Below are 16,249 nucleotides of genomic sequence, written 5' to 3'. Positions count from 1 at the left end.
TTTAAGCTTATTCGGAGTACTGATTTTTATGACATAATTTTAAAATGTTAATAACTGATTATTTGATAAAATATCCTAAGTATGAATAAAAAAGGAGAAAAACGATGTCGATACATTTTGAAGAGATTAGGAAAGAAACACTCTATATTGCCCTTGAGATTGTGAATTCGAATCCCGAATACAATGTTTTGGAAAATGACTTGGCGGCTAGGGAGCTTGCCGATTTGGAAAAGGAATTTTTAAACCCTAAAACGATCAGTGTTTTTATCAAACTTGATGATACTTATATTGGTGTTATGGATTACATGTTGGAAAATCCCAACGATCATTTTCCTTGGCTAGGACTGCTGATGATTCATGCTGATTATCAAGGATATGGTTTTGGTGCACAAGCTTATGCACACATTGAAAATGAGATGGACAAGCGGGGTTTGGACAGAGTCCGAATTGGTGTTATAAAAGAAAATGCAAAAGCAATACATTTTTGGAAATTATTAGGGTTTAAATATTATAACACAGTTGACTGGGAAAACGGAAGAGTCATTTTTTGTTATGAAAAATTTATTGTATAAAAAGCCCCCGGTTTGGAAGCTTTTTATACTTCAACGCTCAGGAACTCCTCGGCGAACTGCTGGACAAGATTTTTGTCTAGATTATTTTTCTTTAATGTGGATTCTGCTAGAACTAAATGGGCTTGTACGGAAACATTTCTTTTTAAATCGCGGATTGATACATCCCCATTTAATAATTGAATAGCTTTCTCACGGATGTCTTGATTCTTAGATGAATTGTAAAGAAGATAGGCAATACAAGTGATTTTGTCCATAACCAACACTCCTAACCAATCAAGAATCGAACATTTGTTTACTAATTCGACCCCGATTTTTATTTTCCTGCTATTTTTTCAGAAAATTATTGAAAATCGTGTCATGGAATAGGTTAAACTTAACAAAAACGAAGGTTGAATTATCGATTTTGTTGAATATTGCTTATTTGTGAGGTTTTTAATATAATATGGAAGGGATAAACACTAACGGTAACAACAGGGGAAATTACCTTTCGTCCCAACTTGGGATGGGAGGTTTTTTATTTAAATGGTCACTCCTGCCTCTGGTTGTTCAATAACTTATACATATAAATTAGGAGGAAATTCAAGTGAAACAGGTCTTAATTAAAGATTTGTACAGAAATACTGAAAGCTTCATTGACAAAAAAGTTGAATTATCTGGCTGGATCCGGACGATTCGCGATTCTAAAACCTTTGGATTTATTGAATTAAATGATGGAAGCTTTTTTAAGAGTGTTCAGATTGTTTTCGATGACAAGCTAGAGAACTATAAGGATATTGCTAAGCTGCCAATTAGTTCATCTATTAAAGTAGAGGGAGACTTTATCCATACCCCTCAGGCGAAGCAGCCGTTTGAAATCAAAGCAACAGTTATTGCGATTGAAGGGACTTCAAACGTAGATTATCCGCTGCAGAAGAAAAGACACACATTTGAATATTTAAGAACGATTGCTCATTTAAGACCAAGAACCAATACTTTCTCTGCTGTTTTTCGTGTGAGATCAATTGCTGCATATGCCATGCATAAATTTTTTAACGAAAAAGGCTTCGTTTATGTTCACTCGCCGATTATAACAGGGAGTGATACTGAAGGCGCGGGTGAAATGTTTAGAGTAACCTCGCTGGATTTAAATAACCTGCCGAAAAATGAAGAGGGCAAAACAGACGATACAAAGGATTTCTTTGGAAAAGAAACTAATTTAACAGTAAGCGGCCAGCTTTCTGCCGAGTCCTTTGCTCTTGCATTCCGCAATGTCTATACATTTGGTCCAACATTTAGAGCGGAAAATTCCAACACGGCAAGACATGCGGCTGAATTCTGGATGATTGAACCTGAAGTGGCTTTTGCGGAGCTTCCTGATATTATGGACCTAGCTGAAGAAATGGTGAAATATGTAATCGGATATGTGTTAGAACAAGCTCCGGAGGAAATGGCCTTCTTTAACAGTTTTGTGGAGAAGGGATTATTGGATCGCTTAAACAATGCATATACAGCCGACTTTGGCCGAGTCACTTACACAGAGGCTATTGAACTTTTGGAAAAATCAGGCGAGAATTTTGCTTATCCAGTTGAATGGGGCCTTGATCTGCAAACTGAGCATGAGCGCTATTTATGCGAAAAGGTCTACCAAAAGCCGGTGTTTGTCACAGACTATCCAAAAGAAATCAAAGCCTTTTATATGCGCTTAAATGAAGACGACAAAACGGTGGCAGCGACTGACCTTCTTGTACCGGGAATCGGGGAATTGATTGGCGGCAGCCAGCGTGAAGAACGTGATGAGGTTCTTGCTGCGAAAATCAAAGAACTTGGCATGAACGAAGAAGACTATTGGTGGTACTTAGAATTAAGAAAATACGGCGGCACCAAGCATTCCGGCTATGGCCTTGGTTTCGAACGACTGATCATGTATCTAACCGGAATGACCAATATCAGAGACGTGATTCCATTCCCAAGAACACCAGGAAATGCAGATTTTTAAACTAATTAACAAAATGAGAAGACCAACCGAGTGGTTGGTCTTCTCATTTTGTCTGAATCTAAAGTTCTTCTAATTCTTCCTCGAAATAAAATAAACTCGGCTGTTCTTTGACGATATAGGAATATCGCTTCATATTTTTTATATATTGCCACTTTAAAATCGTAACTGTCTCTCCGGTTGTTTTAATGCTCACCATTTGTCCATTTTGGTATCGATTATTGGTGTTTTTCAAATTAAACACTCCTTCTGTTATCTAATTGAGTATACCACATATTAACAAAACTGTTTGGTTGTTCAGGAGATGTTTTTTGTTGCTTTGAATCTAACTTATTTTTTAATATTAGTTTTAACAAATTTAATTTTTTAAATAAATTAAATTAAAAATATTAATTTATACTTTAAATTTTTATGAAAGTAATGTATGATATGGGTAATAAAGGAAAGGGGAATAAAATGGCTTACCCGTTAATTACCAATTGTCCTGTTTGCAGCAAACAATTAAACATTACCAAACTACGGTGTAAACATTGCCACACGACCGTGGAAAATGAATTCGAATTATCAAAGCTTGCCTCACTTGGACAGGAACAGCTTCATTTTATTGAAATTTTCCTGAAGTGCCGCGGAAGTATTAAAGAAGTCGAAAAAGAACTTGGGATTTCTTATCCAACAGTAAGAGGAAAATTAGACGACATCATTTCGGCCATGGGCTACTCAGCAAACCGAAAGGCGGAGGTTGATAAGAAGAAGGTCGTATCCATGCTGGAAAAAGGGGAAATCACTGCCGAAGAGGCTATTGCCTTATTAAAAGAGGGGGATATGTAAATGAAAGATGAAATCTCTAGAGTGTTAACGTTGGTTGAGGAAGGCAAGCTTGATAAAGAAAAAGCGACTGAACTAATTAACGTCCTTCAAGGGAAGGAACCAACTGTTGAATTAAAGAAAGAAGCCTCATCATATGGCAGCAAAATGCTAAGAATCCGTGTTAATTCCTATGAAGGTGATAATGTTAATGTCAATCTTCCCATTAATCTTGTGAAAGCAGTGTTGAAGGTGGGCACCAGCATTGCCGAAAGAATTCCGCAAGCGGAAAAGTATGTGAAAGATATCAATGTAGATTTGTTAATAGAAGCGATTGAAAACGAACTAGACGGCCAAATTGTGGATGTTACTTCCGCAAATGGCGATAAAGTGTTTGTGGTGATTGAATAAGCATGTTAAAAGTGGGCTTAAAGATAAAAGAAAGAAACTTCAATGTACCCGTTCCTTATGTTGTCTTAAATCTTCTAAGTTCGGTAATCACGTCAAGACGATTTATTGGCTTTATCAATAAATCAATTGAAAAAGGCGGGGAAAAGTTCGTCCTTCCACAAATAGAAAAAAGCGATTTAAAGCCTTTATTAGATGGTCTAACCAAGTATAAAGGCCTGTTGTTAGTGGAAACGAAATTAAAAGATGGGACAGAAGTTACCATTATATTATAAAAAAATGGCTCCCAGGGAGCCATTTAGATTGTCGAGAAAGGGTATGTTTCTCGGCAATTTTTTATTTTGTCTAAAATCTAAACCTTCGAATTTTTATTGATTTATTGTCCCTGCTAAAAGGCCTGTTGATTTCCACTCCGGGCACTCGCTTTCCGCGGGGAGGTCCTGGAACCTCCTCGGCGCATTTGCGCCTGCGGGGTCTCCAGTGACCTCTATTTCCCGCAGGAGTCGAGTGCCCTCCGCTCCAATCAACAGGGAGGCAAATCACACTAAAGAATTGCAAACACTTTTTCCAACCTTGCAAAGTGTGTTGCAATCCTTTTTATATTTTTGGCATGCTGCAGTATGGATAGTCTATTCAATTCAATCCGCATCATTGTTCTTAATTAGCTTAATGAGGACATTTCTATTTTGGATTCCTTCGACTTTGTCCTTCATCAGTTCTATGAGGGACATTTTCATATTGGACTCCTTCGATAAAGTCCTTCATTTGCCTTATGAAGAACATTCTTTCTAAGATTCCTTTGATTTTGTCCCTCATGGATTTACGAGGGACTTAAAAAAATAAGAGGATTAGTTGTGCGTCCATTTTTCTTACTATAAAAAGGATAAATTAAACCTTGAAATCCACTAATTTTATTATTTATTGTGAGTTAATGCTCCATATTGAAGAACCTGTTGATTGGAGCGGAAGGCGCGAAGACTCCTGCGGGAGTACGGGGCAGGGGAGACCCCGCAGGAGCTTTAGCGACGAGGAGGCTTCCCGACAAGCCCGCGGAAAGCGAAGCGCCTGGAGCGGAAATCAACAGACATATTTAAAAGAGCCTTACATAAAAAAAGAGCTGCCCCCTAAAAGTTACACTTTTGGGACAGCCTCTTTTATTTTAATTATTTAAATCACACTTCTTCAAAGGAATTACCTTTGTTTTCTTTGTGAATTTATAGCCTAACCAAAGGATAAGGAATAATGGCAGACCGATATAGGATACTAATACACCGTTCCAATCAATATGGTCGCCCATAAATGCTGAATAGTTTTGCCCAATTACGACAATGGCGCAAACAACAAAAGCAAAGATTGGGCCAAATGGGAACAACTTTGATTTATATGGCAATAAGTTTAGATCTTTGCCTTGTGCCACATAAGCTCTGCGGAAGCGATAATGACAAATCGCAATTCCTAACCACGCGATAAAGCCGGACATACCTGAAGCATTTAAAAGCCATACATAAACTGTACCATCGCCAAAAAGGGATGCCAGAAAAGCAAGTGTTCCGACTAATGCTGTTACAATTAAAGCATTAACTGGCACACCATTTTTGTTCAATTTACCAAGGAATTTCGGTGCTTTTCCTTGACGTGCCAAATCCCAAAGCATCCGAGTCGATGCATACATTCCTGAATTACCTGCTGATAAAACAGCTGTTAAAATGACTGCATTCATGACAGAAGCAGCAAATGCGATTCCGGCTTTTTGGAAAACAAGCGTAAATGGACTTACAGCAACATCTCCATTAGCAAGGTTTTCATTTGTATAAGGAATAATAAGACCGATAACAAGAATAGCTAACACATAGAATAAAAGAATTCGCCAAAAAACTTGCTTTACTGCACGTGGGATTGATTTTTCTGGGTTATCTGTTTCACCCGCTGCAACACCTAAAAGTTCAGTTCCTTGGAAGGAAAATCCAGCTGCCATAAAGATTCCAAGCATGGCCATGAAGCCGCCATGGAATGGTGCATCTCCAACTGTAAAGTTTTTAAAGCCGATTGCTTCATTTCCCATAATTCCAAAAATCATTAATGTACCAGCAATGATAAAGATCACAACAGTTATAACTTTAATTAATGAGAACCAATACTCCGCCTCGCCAAATCCCTTAACAGAAAGATAATTTAACAAGAACATGATAACTAAAAAGAGGCTGCTCCACAATAGTGAAGGAGAATCTGGAAACCAAAATTTCATAATCATTGTTACAGCAGAAAGTTCTGCTGCAATCGTAATGGCCCAGTTGTACCAATAGTTCCAGCCTAGGGCAAAACCAAGGGATGGATCCACGAATTTCGTAGCATAGGTACTAAAGCTTCCTGCAACCGGCATGTAGGCACCCATTTCAGCTAAACTTTGCATTAAGAAATAAACCATAATGCCGATAACAAGATATGAAAGAATCGCTCCGCCAGGTCCCGCACTATGGATAGCTCCGCCGCTGGCAAGAAATAATCCGGTCCCGATGGTTCCACCAAGAGAAATCATCGTAAGATGGCGGGACTTTAAGCTCCGTCTTAATTCATTTTTATCATTTTTTGGACCCGTGGGCCTAGTGTATATTTCGTCTTTTCTTACCTGCGCTGTTTGCATGTTTATGACTCCTTTAAATTTTTTTATTGGAAGGAGTTTGGAATAAAAAATACCCTCGAAGCAGATTCGACGGCATTTGTATATACCCCGCATCATACCTTCCGAAAGATAGCTCAACACGTAAAGCTGGTAAGGCTAAACGTGACAGTTCTGTTCCTGTTCGGAGACAGCCCCAGCATGTTTCTCCAGAGAGAAAAACACACTTCGGCAGCTTTTCCTTTCAAACGGAGTCAAAAACATCTCTGCGTCTCGTCCATTTTACTGATAAAAACCGCGACCTCTACCTCATCGGTTTTGATGAGGATTTAATATTAAAAATGATATATTACTAGAGTATATACGTTTTAATAAATTTGTCAATATTATATATTGGAAACGAGGGATTAGGGCTTTTTGTAAGGTGAATATTAATGTAATATGCCTTTATAATTATTCAACTTATTCTTTGGGTGCTATTTCCAGATAATTAATTGTTTTTTAAATATATTAATTAGTTTACATCCTAGCTATGAATCGTTATCATTTTTTTAAAATAAATAGTGGAAAGACAGGAGAAATATTCATGCAGATGGTTGGAATTATGATCGGCTCTTTTGTAATTGTAGCTGCATTCAATCTTTTCCTCATCCCTCACGAGGTTTTAAGTAGCGGGATGAGCGGAATTTCGATGATAATAGGAATGATTACCCCCATAAACACAGGAGTGGCTAATCTTTTGTTGAACCTTCCCCTTTTAATCATTGGCTATAAAATGCTGGGAAAAAGATTTATCTTTAATTCAATCTTTTCAGTGTTCGTTATTTCTTTAGGCCTTTATTTAGTACCAGTATTTCCAGTCGCGAAAGATACCATCCTCTCATCAATATTTGGCGGAGCTTTGACCGGTCTAGGGGTTGGAATCGTATTTCGAAGCTCGGGTTCAACGGGTGGATTTGATATCATCGGAATGATTGTTTCCCGGAAGAAAGACTTCCCAATCGGGGTGCTACTCTCCGGAATGAACGCGGTTGTCATTGTAATTAGCGGATTTTTATTCAATTGGGATGCGGCCCTCAATACGTTGGTTTCGATTTTTGTTACAGGAAAAGTGGTTGACGCTATTTATACGGACCATGTCAAATTAACTTTAATGATAATAACAGAAAAGGGAGAAGAAATGAGAAATCATTTGGTGGCCAACTTATACCGTGGACTCACCATTATGGATGGGGTTGGAGGATATACAAATGGCAGCCGAAAGATTTTAATCTCGGTCATTTCAAGATATGAGTTAAACGAGGTAAAATCTCTTATTTCTGAAGTCGATCCGACAGCTTTTGTGAATATTACAGAAACGATAGAAGTAATGGGGTTGTTCCATCGGCCTAGCCCGCATTAATGTTTTTAAAAAAATAGGCCGTCTCAATACCATGGGAGTTTAGTTCCCTTTAGGTGACGGCCACTACTTTGTATTTTTAATTGTTTATATATTTTTCAAAAACAAAGCCAAAATCTTTGACACAATATTGTTTTTTACTTTCCTCGAGCCACTGGAATGCAGCCTGATTCAACATTTTAAATTGAACAACCAAATTGTTGTCAGAAGTGGAGACGCGCCCTAATGTTGTGGAAGCGACATCGAGACTTTGCTTGGCAAACTGAAGGGAAATATCATTTTCATGAGTAATCTCGGAAATTTTTATAAGTGCCTTGTATAAATCTTTGACTTCTTCGATATACTTTTTATGAATGTCAACGGAGAAAGGCTGAGAGCCGATTTTGAATTTGATTTCCACGTCTAGGTCGACTGTACCAGCCGTTTCCAACATAACATCTGATATTTTACTTGTGGCATAGCTGTACCGATGAAGCATCCGCTTTTTGCTTGTAGCACTAGTACCATCAAGATGGATGAGAGCATTGTTTGTAAAGCAATACTCATCAGATTTTGATTTAATTAAGAAATAAATCTTTTCATTATCCTCATGCATCACGTAATCATCGGCATCCACTTTATCATAATCGGAAGGCTTAATCACCGACCCTACATCACTTAATCCCAACAAATCTGCAGCCACTTTTCCAAACATAGTGTCAACCTCTTTCTACTTATAATATTTGCCATTCTTATGTACGAATTTGAGGAACAGAGGTTTCGTTATTTGAATGACAATTTTAAATTTATTTCCAACATTTTTAGAATATGTATTTTATTTTAAGGGAATTTCAGTATTAACAAATTATTCAGACATCTGTTATACTTTAAAGTATTGAACTATTCAAAGCTGACAAGAGTTAAAGGGGAAAACCATGCGTCCTATCATTTTAGGCATCTTTGCCGCTTTCTTTTTTGCATTTACATTTATTTTAAACAGGGCAATGGACCTTGCTGGTGGAAGCTGGGTTTGGAGTGCATCACTAAGATATTTCTTTATGATTCCATTTCTATTGCTTATTGTAATGGGTAGGAAAAATTTTAATCCGCTCTTGAAAGAGCTGAAAACGGCACCAGCAAAATGGATTTTGTGGAGTAGTATTGGTTTCGGTTTGTTTTATGCACCGATTTGTTTTTCTGCTTCCTATGCCCCCGGTTGGCTAATTGCTGCAACCTGGCAAATAACCATTATTTCAGGTTCTCTTTTAGCTCCTCTTTTTTATGAAAAGGTTATGACCATTGACGGCCCTATTATAGTGAGAGGGAAAATTCCCTTTAAAGGGCTGGCAATGTCATTAATCATTCTGCTGGGAATCGTTTTAATGCAGCTTGAGCAGGCCGATACCCTTTCAGTGACGGCAATCGTATTAGGAGTAATGCCTGTTGTAATTGCTTCGTTTGCTTACCCGCTTGGAAATCGTAAAATGATGGATATTTGCGGTGGAAGACTTGATGTTTTCCAGCGTGTTCTTGGAATGACTTTGGCAAGCATGCCTTTTTGGCTGATTTTGTCCATATATGGCCTAGTTACTGTGGGACCACCAAGTATAGAGCAAACATTTCAATCCGGGTTAGTGGCTATTTCCTCCGGGGTAATAGCCACCATTCTGTTTTTTCAGGCGACTGATTTGGTAAGAGGAAATATGCAAAAGCTAGCCGCTGTAGAAGCAACACAGGCAGTGGAAGTTTTGTTTGCCCTTATTGGAGAAGTTTGGCTTCTGAATACTGATTTGCCAAATGCTGTTTCATGGCTGGGAATACTCTTGGTAATGGGCGGTATGGTCCTTCATAGCTATGTTACACATAAAAAGGCATCTCTCCGTTCAAGCAAGGAAAGTGCTTAGCATTCAAAAAGAGGCTTTAAGACAGCCTCTTTTTTTATCCATTAAGATATGGCTCGAGTTTGTCTATTACTTCCTGCATTAAAGCTGAATTTTTCTTATACATTTCCTTAGATTTTTGGCAATCTGTTGATAATGAAAAAATTTCTAAGTCAGCTTGGGCCTTTTTTAGGCTGGCCATTAACAGAGGCCGCTGGGTTGGGGAAGGCACTTGGATTTTATCATCATAAAGGTCAACAGTTATCTCTCCAAATGAATCAACTTGGCCAAGAAAAACATTATCAAGGGTGACCCCTAGCTTTTCTAATTCTGTGTACAGCCATCCTCTGCCTTTTCCTGCTGCCCGTAAACCTTCTTCGATGATCTTTCCATCCATAATGATCGTATTTGGTTCCTTTTCAGATGCCATCTTCATTTGCAAATCCTTAGGAGTTAATGGCCGATTCTCTTTTTTTAATAATGTAGTTAATCTTCCGCGTGGTTCTAAAATGGCAAATTCCACGTCGGCTGCCTTAAAAATATTTTTATCGCGCAGCAGAGCAGATATTTCATCAACGGTGAATCGTTCCTTTTTTAAATTCTCTTCAAGTATTTTTCCGTCTTTAATAATCACGGTACCCTTACCCTCGGCGAAATCGCGGAAATATTTACTTTTTAAGGACAAATAGTCAACTAAAATTGCCACAATCCCAAATAATAAAATGGCCACGGCGCCATGAAGATAATTCTGCTCCAATCCTGTAATGGCTTCCCCGGCAATGCTCCCGATTGTAATTCCGGAAACATATTCAAAAAAGGTTAGTTGGGATATTTGCTTCTTACCCACTAATTTTGTCGTGATAAATAATACACCAATAAAAAGAAACGAGCGGAGGATGATTTCTACATAACCATTCACTTTGATTCACCCCAAATCATGAGCCCATATATTGTGGTTCTTGTCTTTCGAGCTCTAAAACACGGTATTGTAGATCTTTTTTTATATTTCCTATCGTTAACATTGATTCGTGGAATTCTCTTTTCGCTGTCTCATCCAAAGAATTTAAAGCCAAGGATGATAGCTGCGATTCAATCCCTTTTAGAGAGGCAAGACATTGTTTAACATTTGATGCAACTGTCATAAAACGCTCCTCCTAGTTAAAACACAAAATGGGGTTGGCGAAATCGCCAACCGCTCTTTTACTGATTGTATTGCGGTTCTTCGGTCACAATTTCCTGAAGGCGCGGTTCTACACTGTCAATAATGGTCTGCGTTTGCTGGGCTGCCTGCTGATAAATTTGCTTAGCACTTTGGTTTTGAGTCTGCAAAGCAAAGGTTTCAAAACTAGCCTGAGCTGACTTTAAACCTGCCAAAGTCTGCTTTACTTGTGTACCTACAGTCATTCCATTTCCCTTCTTTCTTGAAGAAATAATTCTTACTCTGATAGTTTGCGTATGATAATTTTACTTATGTATAGCCAATATGTTGAAAATCTGGGAATGGTCATTTATAAATTTAAATTTTGGTGCATATAGATGGATTGAAAAAAGGACTATTTTTGGGGGTGGAGGGATTGTCGAAAATAGGAAAGGATGATTTTGCAGCAGGGTTTGTCCCGCATCATAACCACGGGTCTGTTGACTATACCGGGATGAGTGTCGGGCATGTACACCAGTGCCTGGATGTAACCTCACCGCCGATTCCAACTCAGGACGGAGGGCATATTCATTATACGGAGGGATATGTGTTATTTGAAGATGGGCATACCCATCATTACCGTGCCTACTCCGGTCCAGCGATACCGTTTGGAAACGGAATGCATGTTCATTATTACGATTTCCATACGAGTGAAGATAATGGTCATACACATCATGTCAAAGGTGTCGACCACCCAGCACCGGGAACAAAATAAATCTAAAAGGGCCTGTCCTTATAAAAGGGCGGCTCTTTTTTGGGGTTTTGAATATTCAAAAGTTGTTAATTTTTGTAAATATAAGGTAAAATTGAATAGAGGGGGATTAAATGTGTTATTGAAAAGAAATAGTTCAACAGATGAAAACTCAGTTACATTAGCAGCTTATACAATTATTTTATACATAAGCAGTTTGTTTGTACCATTTGTTGTTGTGGCGTCCTATCAGAGCCTTGTATATTATTCCCGTTCCCAATGGCTTTTTGCAACACCTTTTTCTGCTTATATCACCTTTATGGCAGGAATGCTTTACGCAGCATTGGTATTAACCGTTTACCTCATTTTTAGACAACGGTGGGAAGGACCGAAATTTAAATGGACGACAGTTTTCCTTCTTATAATTTCCATTCCTGCATTTATCTTAAGTTTAACTACTTATTACTACATAGATGAAAAAGGGATCCATAATAATTCTTTAACGAGTTTAACGGAAAAAGAGTATAGGTGGGAGGATATTGCAAAAGTAAAGATTGTCTATAGAAACCACCAAGGGACGACTCAATATTACCAATATCAATTCGAAAAAAAAGATGGCAGCGTGATTACAATTCCTTATGATGTTAAATTTAGGGAAAACATAAGAAGAATAGAAGATAAAATTAATAAATACCACATCCTCGTTACGGATAATTTTAAGAATCCGATTGTCGATTAGAAAAATTAAGGGTCTGACTCACTCTCGTTAGGGGCAGACCTTTTTAATGATTTTTTCCAAATGTTCACAGAACTGCCACAAGTAATGCGTTTATGATCATTTTTGGGTGCTATAATAAAAGTGTAAAGAAAATACACAAACCTAACAACTTAGGAGGCTCAACCATACGTGTTCGTTCCGTTTGTGAACGAAGTAGTAAGGTAAAACTATTCCAGCAAAATGGAATAAAGAGTCATCGGTCCAATACCGAAAATGATGTTTGTTTTAAAAGGAATTTGAATTCCATTTAACATGTGAATTAATTCCTTCAACGGAACAAACACAAAATCGGCTGATTTTTCATAGTTTCCAATTAGATTTACATAAGCTAATTGGAAATGAAATTGAAAAAGTAATTGGCTGATTTCATGGTTGGGTCTCCTAAGTTGTTAATAAAAAGGAGCTGCTTTAAAAATAAAGCAGTTTCTTTTTTTATTTGTGAATAAAGATGCAAAGTATTATACATAGGTGCCATTATTCGGTATTCTATTTATAGGAATTAAAATGAAAGGGGCAGGATAATGACAGGAATTCAAGATCTTAACCTAAAGGAGCAGCAGGAAACACTTGCAGCAGAACTAGAAAAAATCCACCATCGAAAATTGACAAAAAAGAAAATTCTCCAACGCATTTTATTAATCACCCTTGGTGCCACCCTAATGGGGGTCGGATTAGAAATCTTTCTCGTTCCCAATAATGTTATTGATGGCGGAATTACCGGAATTTCCATTATGCTGTCATATCTAACAGGATGGAATTTGGGAATATTCCTTTTTATTCTAAATATCCCTTTTTTCTTTATCGGCTATAAACAAATCGGAAAAACGTTTGCTCTCTCTACACTATATGGTATTATCATTCTTTCCATCGCTACTACATTACTCCATCCAGTTCCAGCCTTTACACAAGATATTCTCCTTGCGACCATATTTGGGGGAGTTGTCCTCGGAATAGGGGTTGGTATAGTTATTCGGTATGGAGGATCTTTAGATGGTACAGAAATATTAGCCATTCTTTTTAATAATAAACTCCCGTTTTCGGTCGGGGAGATTATTATGTTCTTTAACCTCTTTATTCTTGGAAGTGCAGGCTTTGTTTTTACATGGGATCGCGCTATGTATTCTTTAATAGCCTATTTTGTTGCCTACAAAACGATTGATATTACGATTACCGGCCTTGATGAATCCAAGTCAGTTTGGATTATCAGTGACAATGCCAGACAAATAGGCGATGCCATTCTGCATCGACTTGGACGTGGTGTCACATATCTAAATGGAGAAGGGGCTTTTTCCGGAGATGACAAAAAAGTGATTTTTTGCGTCATCAATCGTCTTGAGGAAGCGAAATTGAAGGAAATTGTCACCGATTATGATGATCATGCCTTTTTAGCTGTTGCAGATATTGCCGAAGTAAGGGGCGGAAGATTCAAAAAAAGAGATATCCATTAATAAGAAAAATGATGGAAATTCTAGTTTATTGCCGAAAAAGGTAATTTGTCGTTTCTGGTCTTAATATCAAGAAAGCGACGTTAATAAATTGTAAATTCCGAAAATTAATTGTCGATTTATGATGAAAATGAATCTAAAGTAACTGCATGTTTTGTCGCACTATGCGCTTACCTAGGAAATAAAGAGTGCAAAAAAAACAGTATTTCCAAAAAAGATGGCAGAAAAGCCTGCCATCCAGATTGTCGAGAAGGGGTAAAAATTCTCGGCAATTTTTAATTTTAATCAAACCTAAATTACAAATTTTTATTGATTATCCCTGCTAAAGGGCCTGTTGATTTCCGCTCCGGGCACTCGCTTTCATTTTCTTTTGTAAACTTATATATATTGGTGTTTGCCTTTTAATAGTTGAATCTGTAAGTAAAACACGTCCCCCAACCATTTGGTGATTCATTGCTAAGAGAACAATTTAATCAAAAACATCCTGAAAAATATTAGTACCTTTAAAGCGGTGTTGACGATTCCAACTAATCGTAGAATGATGTGGATTTGTCAATCAAGTGAAGAAGGTGGTCATCTGGAACCAATTCATCAATAGAAACAAATTCATATTTACTTTGGCTATACTCTTTTGGATTAAATATTAGTCTCACCACTTATTTTATTGAAGTTAAAGGACTTTAGTGAATACACCTGTTGATTGGCGCGGAAGGCACGAAGACTCCTGCGGGAGTACGGGGCAGGGGAGACCCCACAGGCGCTTAAGCGCCGAGGAGGCTCCCCGTACCGCCCGCGGAAAGCGAAGTGCCTGGAGCGCCAATCAACAGACTTGTTGAAAAGTCTTATATTTATATTATTTTTATAAAAAATTAACACTCTGAATCATCAAAGAAAGTGAATAAAATAAATGGCTATCGATAGTTTCTCGACAGCCTGGATGGCAAAAAGCTCTGCCATCTTACTTGCTTATAGTAATAGTTCATAAACCTCATTCAGTTGGTAAGCTCTCTTCTCGTCTTGTTCCTCACGGGCATATTTAATTTCATCAGGCAGGATTTTATTTAAAAAGTCCATTTCTTTACTGCTCAAATCCCGGACAAAATCCCCTTCAGAATGATAACGCCCTTTTACGAGTTTTTGATATACTTGTTTGCCATCTGTATGGTTATCAGTATAATTAGATAAAATTTCGCGAAGATATCCCAAGGTTTTATCCATGATTTCACCCATCCTTTCACGTCCTTATTTTTCATCGAAAGGCTAATAATATTCACTGGAACGGGGTCAGGAAATTATTTTTGGTGAAATCAAGAAAAAAAGCAAGTACATGTCGTACTTGCATTAAAAGAATAATGGAAAACCGATGCCGAACCCAACAAATGGGAAGAAGATAGGCGGTCTGAAAAACGGACCTCCAAAGAAAGGGAAGCCATAGCCTTCACCTGAGCTTGAAGAGTTAGATAATTCCTCAATCTCAAGTCCATCTTTTCTTACCTTGCTAACTTTTCCAATTGACCATTCGCCCTTTTGATTTTTAAAGCGAATCATCTGACCTTCCAACCGACGCGCTTGTTCATAACTCAATTGCACTCGATAATTCCTCCAATCAGCTGTACTTGCTATAAAATATGAGGGAAGTCCTATTTCTGTAAGGGCAAACAACCAAATCTCGTCCCATTTTTAATAAAAAGAAAACAGCCCTTCATTCAATTTTAAATTTCAGGCTGTTTTCTTTATTATTTCGTACAAGTAATAATTCGATGGCTCAAGATATCATGGTACTTAACAAGAATGTTTCCATGTTGATTTAGAATACCAAAAAGCTCGGGCTCAAAATTTGTGGAGAAATTAAATTCCTGTCCTGTATTACCATTAACGAAATCAAGGGGATGCACACTTAGCTTCGTATCATGAAAGCCGGTTTCTTTTAAAAGTTTTCTCCAATCCTCCTCTAGGAGCAGGGAATCGACTGCGTAAAACTCTTTAATTTCTATTTCTTCCTGGGCAGTAAGCTTTTTATTTATGGTCATCTCATTAGCTAGAAAACGGCCCCCTTTTTTTAATACCCTAAAGAGTTCCTTTAAGGCCTTTGGTTTATTAACAAAGGCTAAAACAGACTCTGAAAGGACAAAATCAAAGGTTTCATCTTTAAATGGAATTTGTTCTATAGAACCTTGAACTAATTGAATGGGAAGCTGTCTGTTTTGGAAACGGTTCTGAGCTTTTTCAATCATAATAGGGTTAAGTTCCAATCCAAACACGTTTGCCTTGTATTGCTCATACAAATAGGCAGATGTCTGTCCAGTTCCGCATCCTGCATCTAATATATAAGAATTCTGTGTAATTTTTTCTTGCAAAAGCATATTTTTTGTTAATCCAAATCCTCCGGGATGGGCACCACCAATGCCAAACTTGGCAAGGAAATCAATGTACGTCAGGCCTCCCATAGACACACCACCCTATTTCTTTTTTGCATCTTATGAAAAAGGGCTATAATAGGTTCTCT

The 16,249-nt window shown here is 37.7% G+C and carries 20 protein-coding genes, 1 pseudogene and 1 riboswitch; of the genes and pseudogenes, 10 read left to right on the top strand and 11 right to left on the bottom strand.

Annotated features, from left to right (window positions below; translation table 11 throughout):
- Positions 1-104 precede the first annotated feature (104 nt).
- The gene (locus tag ACZ5B7_RS20475) at positions 105-572 is read left to right on the top strand and encodes a GNAT family N-acetyltransferase (RefSeq protein WP_464490815.1); all 468 of its coding nucleotides are present in this window, start codon (positions 105-107) and stop codon (positions 570-572) included.
- Between the two features lie 23 nt (positions 573-595).
- Here ACZ5B7_RS20475 and ACZ5B7_RS20470 read toward each other — a convergent pair whose 3' ends face one another.
- Positions 596-826 (bottom strand): hypothetical protein, encoded by a 231-nt coding sequence (locus ACZ5B7_RS20470; protein ID WP_464490814.1) that lies wholly within the window; start codon positions 824-826, stop codon positions 596-598.
- Positions 827-1,155: 329 nt separating this feature from the next.
- Between ACZ5B7_RS20470 and asnS the strand changes: the two genes are divergently transcribed.
- Positions 1,156-2,547 (top strand): asparagine--tRNA ligase, encoded by a 1,392-nt coding sequence (gene asnS / locus ACZ5B7_RS20465; protein ID WP_464490813.1) that lies wholly within the window; start codon positions 1,156-1,158, stop codon positions 2,545-2,547.
- A gap of 58 nt (positions 2,548-2,605) precedes the next feature.
- Here the strand turns inward: asnS and ACZ5B7_RS20460 are convergent, their stop codons facing one another.
- On the bottom strand, positions 2,606-2,779 hold the full coding sequence (locus ACZ5B7_RS20460) for a hypothetical protein (RefSeq protein ID WP_423798769.1): 174 nt from the start codon (positions 2,777-2,779) through the stop codon (positions 2,606-2,608).
- 221 nt (positions 2,780-3,000) lie between these two features.
- On the opposite strand from ACZ5B7_RS20460, the gene ACZ5B7_RS20455 reads away from it, so the two are divergent.
- The 3 genes from ACZ5B7_RS20455 to ACZ5B7_RS20445 are packed head-to-tail and all read left to right on the top strand — an operon-like array spanning position 3,001 to position 4,031.
- Positions 3,001-3,372: a DUF2089 family protein gene (locus ACZ5B7_RS20455; protein ID WP_464490812.1), complete on the top strand. Its 372-nt coding sequence runs from the start codon at positions 3,001-3,003 to the stop codon at positions 3,370-3,372.
- A complete protein-coding gene (locus ACZ5B7_RS20450) occupies positions 3,373-3,759 on the top strand; it encodes an SHOCT-like domain-containing protein (RefSeq protein WP_464490811.1) in 387 nt (128 codons plus the stop codon).
- A gap of 2 nt (positions 3,760-3,761) precedes the next feature.
- Positions 3,762-4,031 (top strand): hypothetical protein, encoded by a 270-nt coding sequence (locus ACZ5B7_RS20445; protein ID WP_464490810.1) that lies wholly within the window; start codon positions 3,762-3,764, stop codon positions 4,029-4,031.
- 884 nt (positions 4,032-4,915) lie between these two features.
- On the opposite strand, the gene ACZ5B7_RS20440 is transcribed toward ACZ5B7_RS20445, so the two are convergent.
- Positions 4,916-6,397, bottom strand: a complete 1,482-nt coding sequence (locus ACZ5B7_RS20440; RefSeq protein ID WP_464490809.1) for an amino acid permease — start codon at positions 6,395-6,397, stop codon at positions 4,916-4,918.
- A 101-nt stretch (positions 6,398-6,498) separates the two neighbouring features.
- Positions 6,499-6,688: riboswitch (Lysine riboswitch) on the bottom strand.
- Positions 6,689-6,959: 271 nt separating this feature from the next.
- Between ACZ5B7_RS20440 and ACZ5B7_RS20435 the strand changes: the two genes are divergently transcribed.
- A complete protein-coding gene (locus ACZ5B7_RS20435) occupies positions 6,960-7,775 on the top strand; it encodes a YitT family protein (protein ID WP_464490808.1) in 816 nt (271 codons plus the stop codon).
- Between the two features lie 76 nt (positions 7,776-7,851).
- On the opposite strand, the gene ACZ5B7_RS20430 is transcribed toward ACZ5B7_RS20435, so the two are convergent.
- Positions 7,852-8,466 (bottom strand): PH domain-containing protein, encoded by a 615-nt coding sequence (locus ACZ5B7_RS20430; RefSeq protein WP_464490807.1) that lies wholly within the window; start codon positions 8,464-8,466, stop codon positions 7,852-7,854.
- Positions 8,467-8,686: 220 nt separating this feature from the next.
- Between ACZ5B7_RS20430 and ACZ5B7_RS20425 the strand changes: the two genes are divergently transcribed.
- A complete protein-coding gene (locus tag ACZ5B7_RS20425; protein ID WP_464490806.1) occupies positions 8,687-9,655 on the top strand; it encodes a DMT family transporter in 969 nt (322 codons plus the stop codon).
- 34 nt (positions 9,656-9,689) lie between these two features.
- Here the strand turns inward: ACZ5B7_RS20425 and ACZ5B7_RS20420 are convergent, their stop codons facing one another.
- The 3 genes from ACZ5B7_RS20420 to ACZ5B7_RS20410 are packed head-to-tail and all read right to left on the bottom strand — an operon-like array spanning position 9,690 to position 11,035.
- On the bottom strand, positions 9,690-10,550 hold the full coding sequence (locus ACZ5B7_RS20420) for a DUF421 domain-containing protein (protein ID WP_464490805.1): 861 nt from the start codon (positions 10,548-10,550) through the stop codon (positions 9,690-9,692).
- A gap of 16 nt (positions 10,551-10,566) precedes the next feature.
- Positions 10,567-10,773 carry a DUF1657 domain-containing protein gene (locus ACZ5B7_RS20415; RefSeq protein ID WP_464490804.1) on the bottom strand — a complete coding sequence of 69 codons (207 nt, stop codon included), beginning with the start codon at positions 10,771-10,773 and terminating at the stop codon, positions 10,567-10,569.
- Positions 10,774-10,831: 58 nt separating this feature from the next.
- Positions 10,832-11,035 (bottom strand): DUF1657 domain-containing protein, encoded by a 204-nt coding sequence (locus tag ACZ5B7_RS20410; protein ID WP_213145237.1) that lies wholly within the window; start codon positions 11,033-11,035, stop codon positions 10,832-10,834.
- A 170-nt stretch (positions 11,036-11,205) separates the two neighbouring features.
- Here ACZ5B7_RS20410 and ACZ5B7_RS20405 point away from each other — a divergent pair, with 170 nt between their 5' ends.
- The 3 genes from ACZ5B7_RS20405 (at position 11,206) to ACZ5B7_RS20395 (ending at position 13,746) form a co-directional block, all read left to right on the top strand.
- Positions 11,206-11,544, top strand: a complete 339-nt coding sequence (locus ACZ5B7_RS20405; protein WP_464490803.1) for a YmaF family protein — start codon at positions 11,206-11,208, stop codon at positions 11,542-11,544.
- A 112-nt stretch (positions 11,545-11,656) separates the two neighbouring features.
- A complete protein-coding gene (locus ACZ5B7_RS20400) occupies positions 11,657-12,259 on the top strand; it encodes a hypothetical protein (protein ID WP_464490802.1) in 603 nt (200 codons plus the stop codon).
- A gap of 560 nt (positions 12,260-12,819) precedes the next feature.
- Positions 12,820-13,746: a YitT family protein gene (locus ACZ5B7_RS20395; protein ID WP_423798761.1), complete on the top strand. Its 927-nt coding sequence runs from the start codon at positions 12,820-12,822 to the stop codon at positions 13,744-13,746.
- Positions 13,747-14,108: 362 nt separating this feature from the next.
- On the opposite strand, the pseudogene ACZ5B7_RS20390 reads toward ACZ5B7_RS20395, so the two are convergent.
- The 4 genes and pseudogenes from ACZ5B7_RS20390 to ACZ5B7_RS20375 form a co-directional block, all read right to left on the bottom strand.
- Positions 14,109-14,290, bottom strand: a pseudogene (locus tag ACZ5B7_RS20390) (IS5/IS1182 family transposase); the annotation flags it as partial.
- Positions 14,291-14,709: 419 nt separating this feature from the next.
- Positions 14,710-14,961 carry a sigma-G-dependent sporulation-specific acid-soluble spore protein CsgA gene (locus tag ACZ5B7_RS20385; RefSeq protein WP_464490801.1) on the bottom strand — a complete coding sequence of 84 codons (252 nt, stop codon included), beginning with the start codon at positions 14,959-14,961 and terminating at the stop codon, positions 14,710-14,712.
- 123 nt (positions 14,962-15,084) lie between these two features.
- Complete coding sequence (locus tag ACZ5B7_RS20380) at positions 15,085-15,333, bottom strand: hypothetical protein (RefSeq protein ID WP_464490800.1); 249 nt, start codon at positions 15,331-15,333, stop codon at positions 15,085-15,087.
- A 146-nt stretch (positions 15,334-15,479) separates the two neighbouring features.
- On the bottom strand, positions 15,480-16,190 hold the full coding sequence (locus tag ACZ5B7_RS20375; RefSeq protein ID WP_464490799.1) for a class I SAM-dependent methyltransferase: 711 nt from the start codon (positions 16,188-16,190) through the stop codon (positions 15,480-15,482).
- Positions 16,191-16,249 lie beyond the last annotated feature (59 nt).

This window comes from Neobacillus sp. S1115, assembly GCF_055385565.1.
This window is presented reverse-complemented; position numbering and strand designations above follow the sequence as displayed.

Excerpts from the sequence above, each read along its gene's own strand:
- ACZ5B7_RS20475 (WP_464490815.1), top strand. The coding sequence starts at position 105 with ATGTCGATACATTTTGAAGAGATTAGGAAAGAAACACTCTATATTGCC.
- ACZ5B7_RS20470 (WP_464490814.1), bottom strand. The coding sequence starts at position 826 with ATGGACAAAATCACTTGTATTGCCTATCTTCTTTACAATTCATCTAAG.
- ACZ5B7_RS20455 (WP_464490812.1), top strand. The coding sequence starts at position 3,001 with ATGGCTTACCCGTTAATTACCAATTGTCCTGTTTGCAGCAAACAATTA.
- ACZ5B7_RS20450 (WP_464490811.1), top strand. The coding sequence starts at position 3,373 with ATGAAAGATGAAATCTCTAGAGTGTTAACGTTGGTTGAGGAAGGCAAG.
- ACZ5B7_RS20445 (WP_464490810.1), top strand. The coding sequence starts at position 3,762 with ATGTTAAAAGTGGGCTTAAAGATAAAAGAAAGAAACTTCAATGTACCC.
- ACZ5B7_RS20440 (WP_464490809.1), bottom strand. The coding sequence starts at position 6,397 with ATGCAAACAGCGCAGGTAAGAAAAGACGAAATATACACTAGGCCCACG.
- ACZ5B7_RS20435 (WP_464490808.1), top strand. The coding sequence starts at position 6,960 with ATGCAGATGGTTGGAATTATGATCGGCTCTTTTGTAATTGTAGCTGCA.
- ACZ5B7_RS20430 (WP_464490807.1), bottom strand. The coding sequence starts at position 8,466 with ATGTTTGGAAAAGTGGCTGCAGATTTGTTGGGATTAAGTGATGTAGGG.
- ACZ5B7_RS20425 (WP_464490806.1), top strand. The coding sequence starts at position 8,687 with ATGCGTCCTATCATTTTAGGCATCTTTGCCGCTTTCTTTTTTGCATTT.
- ACZ5B7_RS20415 (WP_464490804.1), bottom strand. The coding sequence starts at position 10,773 with ATGACAGTTGCATCAAATGTTAAACAATGTCTTGCCTCTCTAAAAGGG.
- ACZ5B7_RS20410 (WP_213145237.1), bottom strand. The coding sequence starts at position 11,035 with ATGACTGTAGGTACACAAGTAAAGCAGACTTTGGCAGGTTTAAAGTCA.
- ACZ5B7_RS20395 (WP_423798761.1), top strand. The coding sequence starts at position 12,820 with ATGACAGGAATTCAAGATCTTAACCTAAAGGAGCAGCAGGAAACACTT.
- ACZ5B7_RS20385 (WP_464490801.1), bottom strand. The coding sequence starts at position 14,961 with ATGGATAAAACCTTGGGATATCTTCGCGAAATTTTATCTAATTATACT.
- ACZ5B7_RS20375 (WP_464490799.1), bottom strand. The coding sequence starts at position 16,190 with ATGGGAGGCCTGACGTACATTGATTTCCTTGCCAAGTTTGGCATTGGT.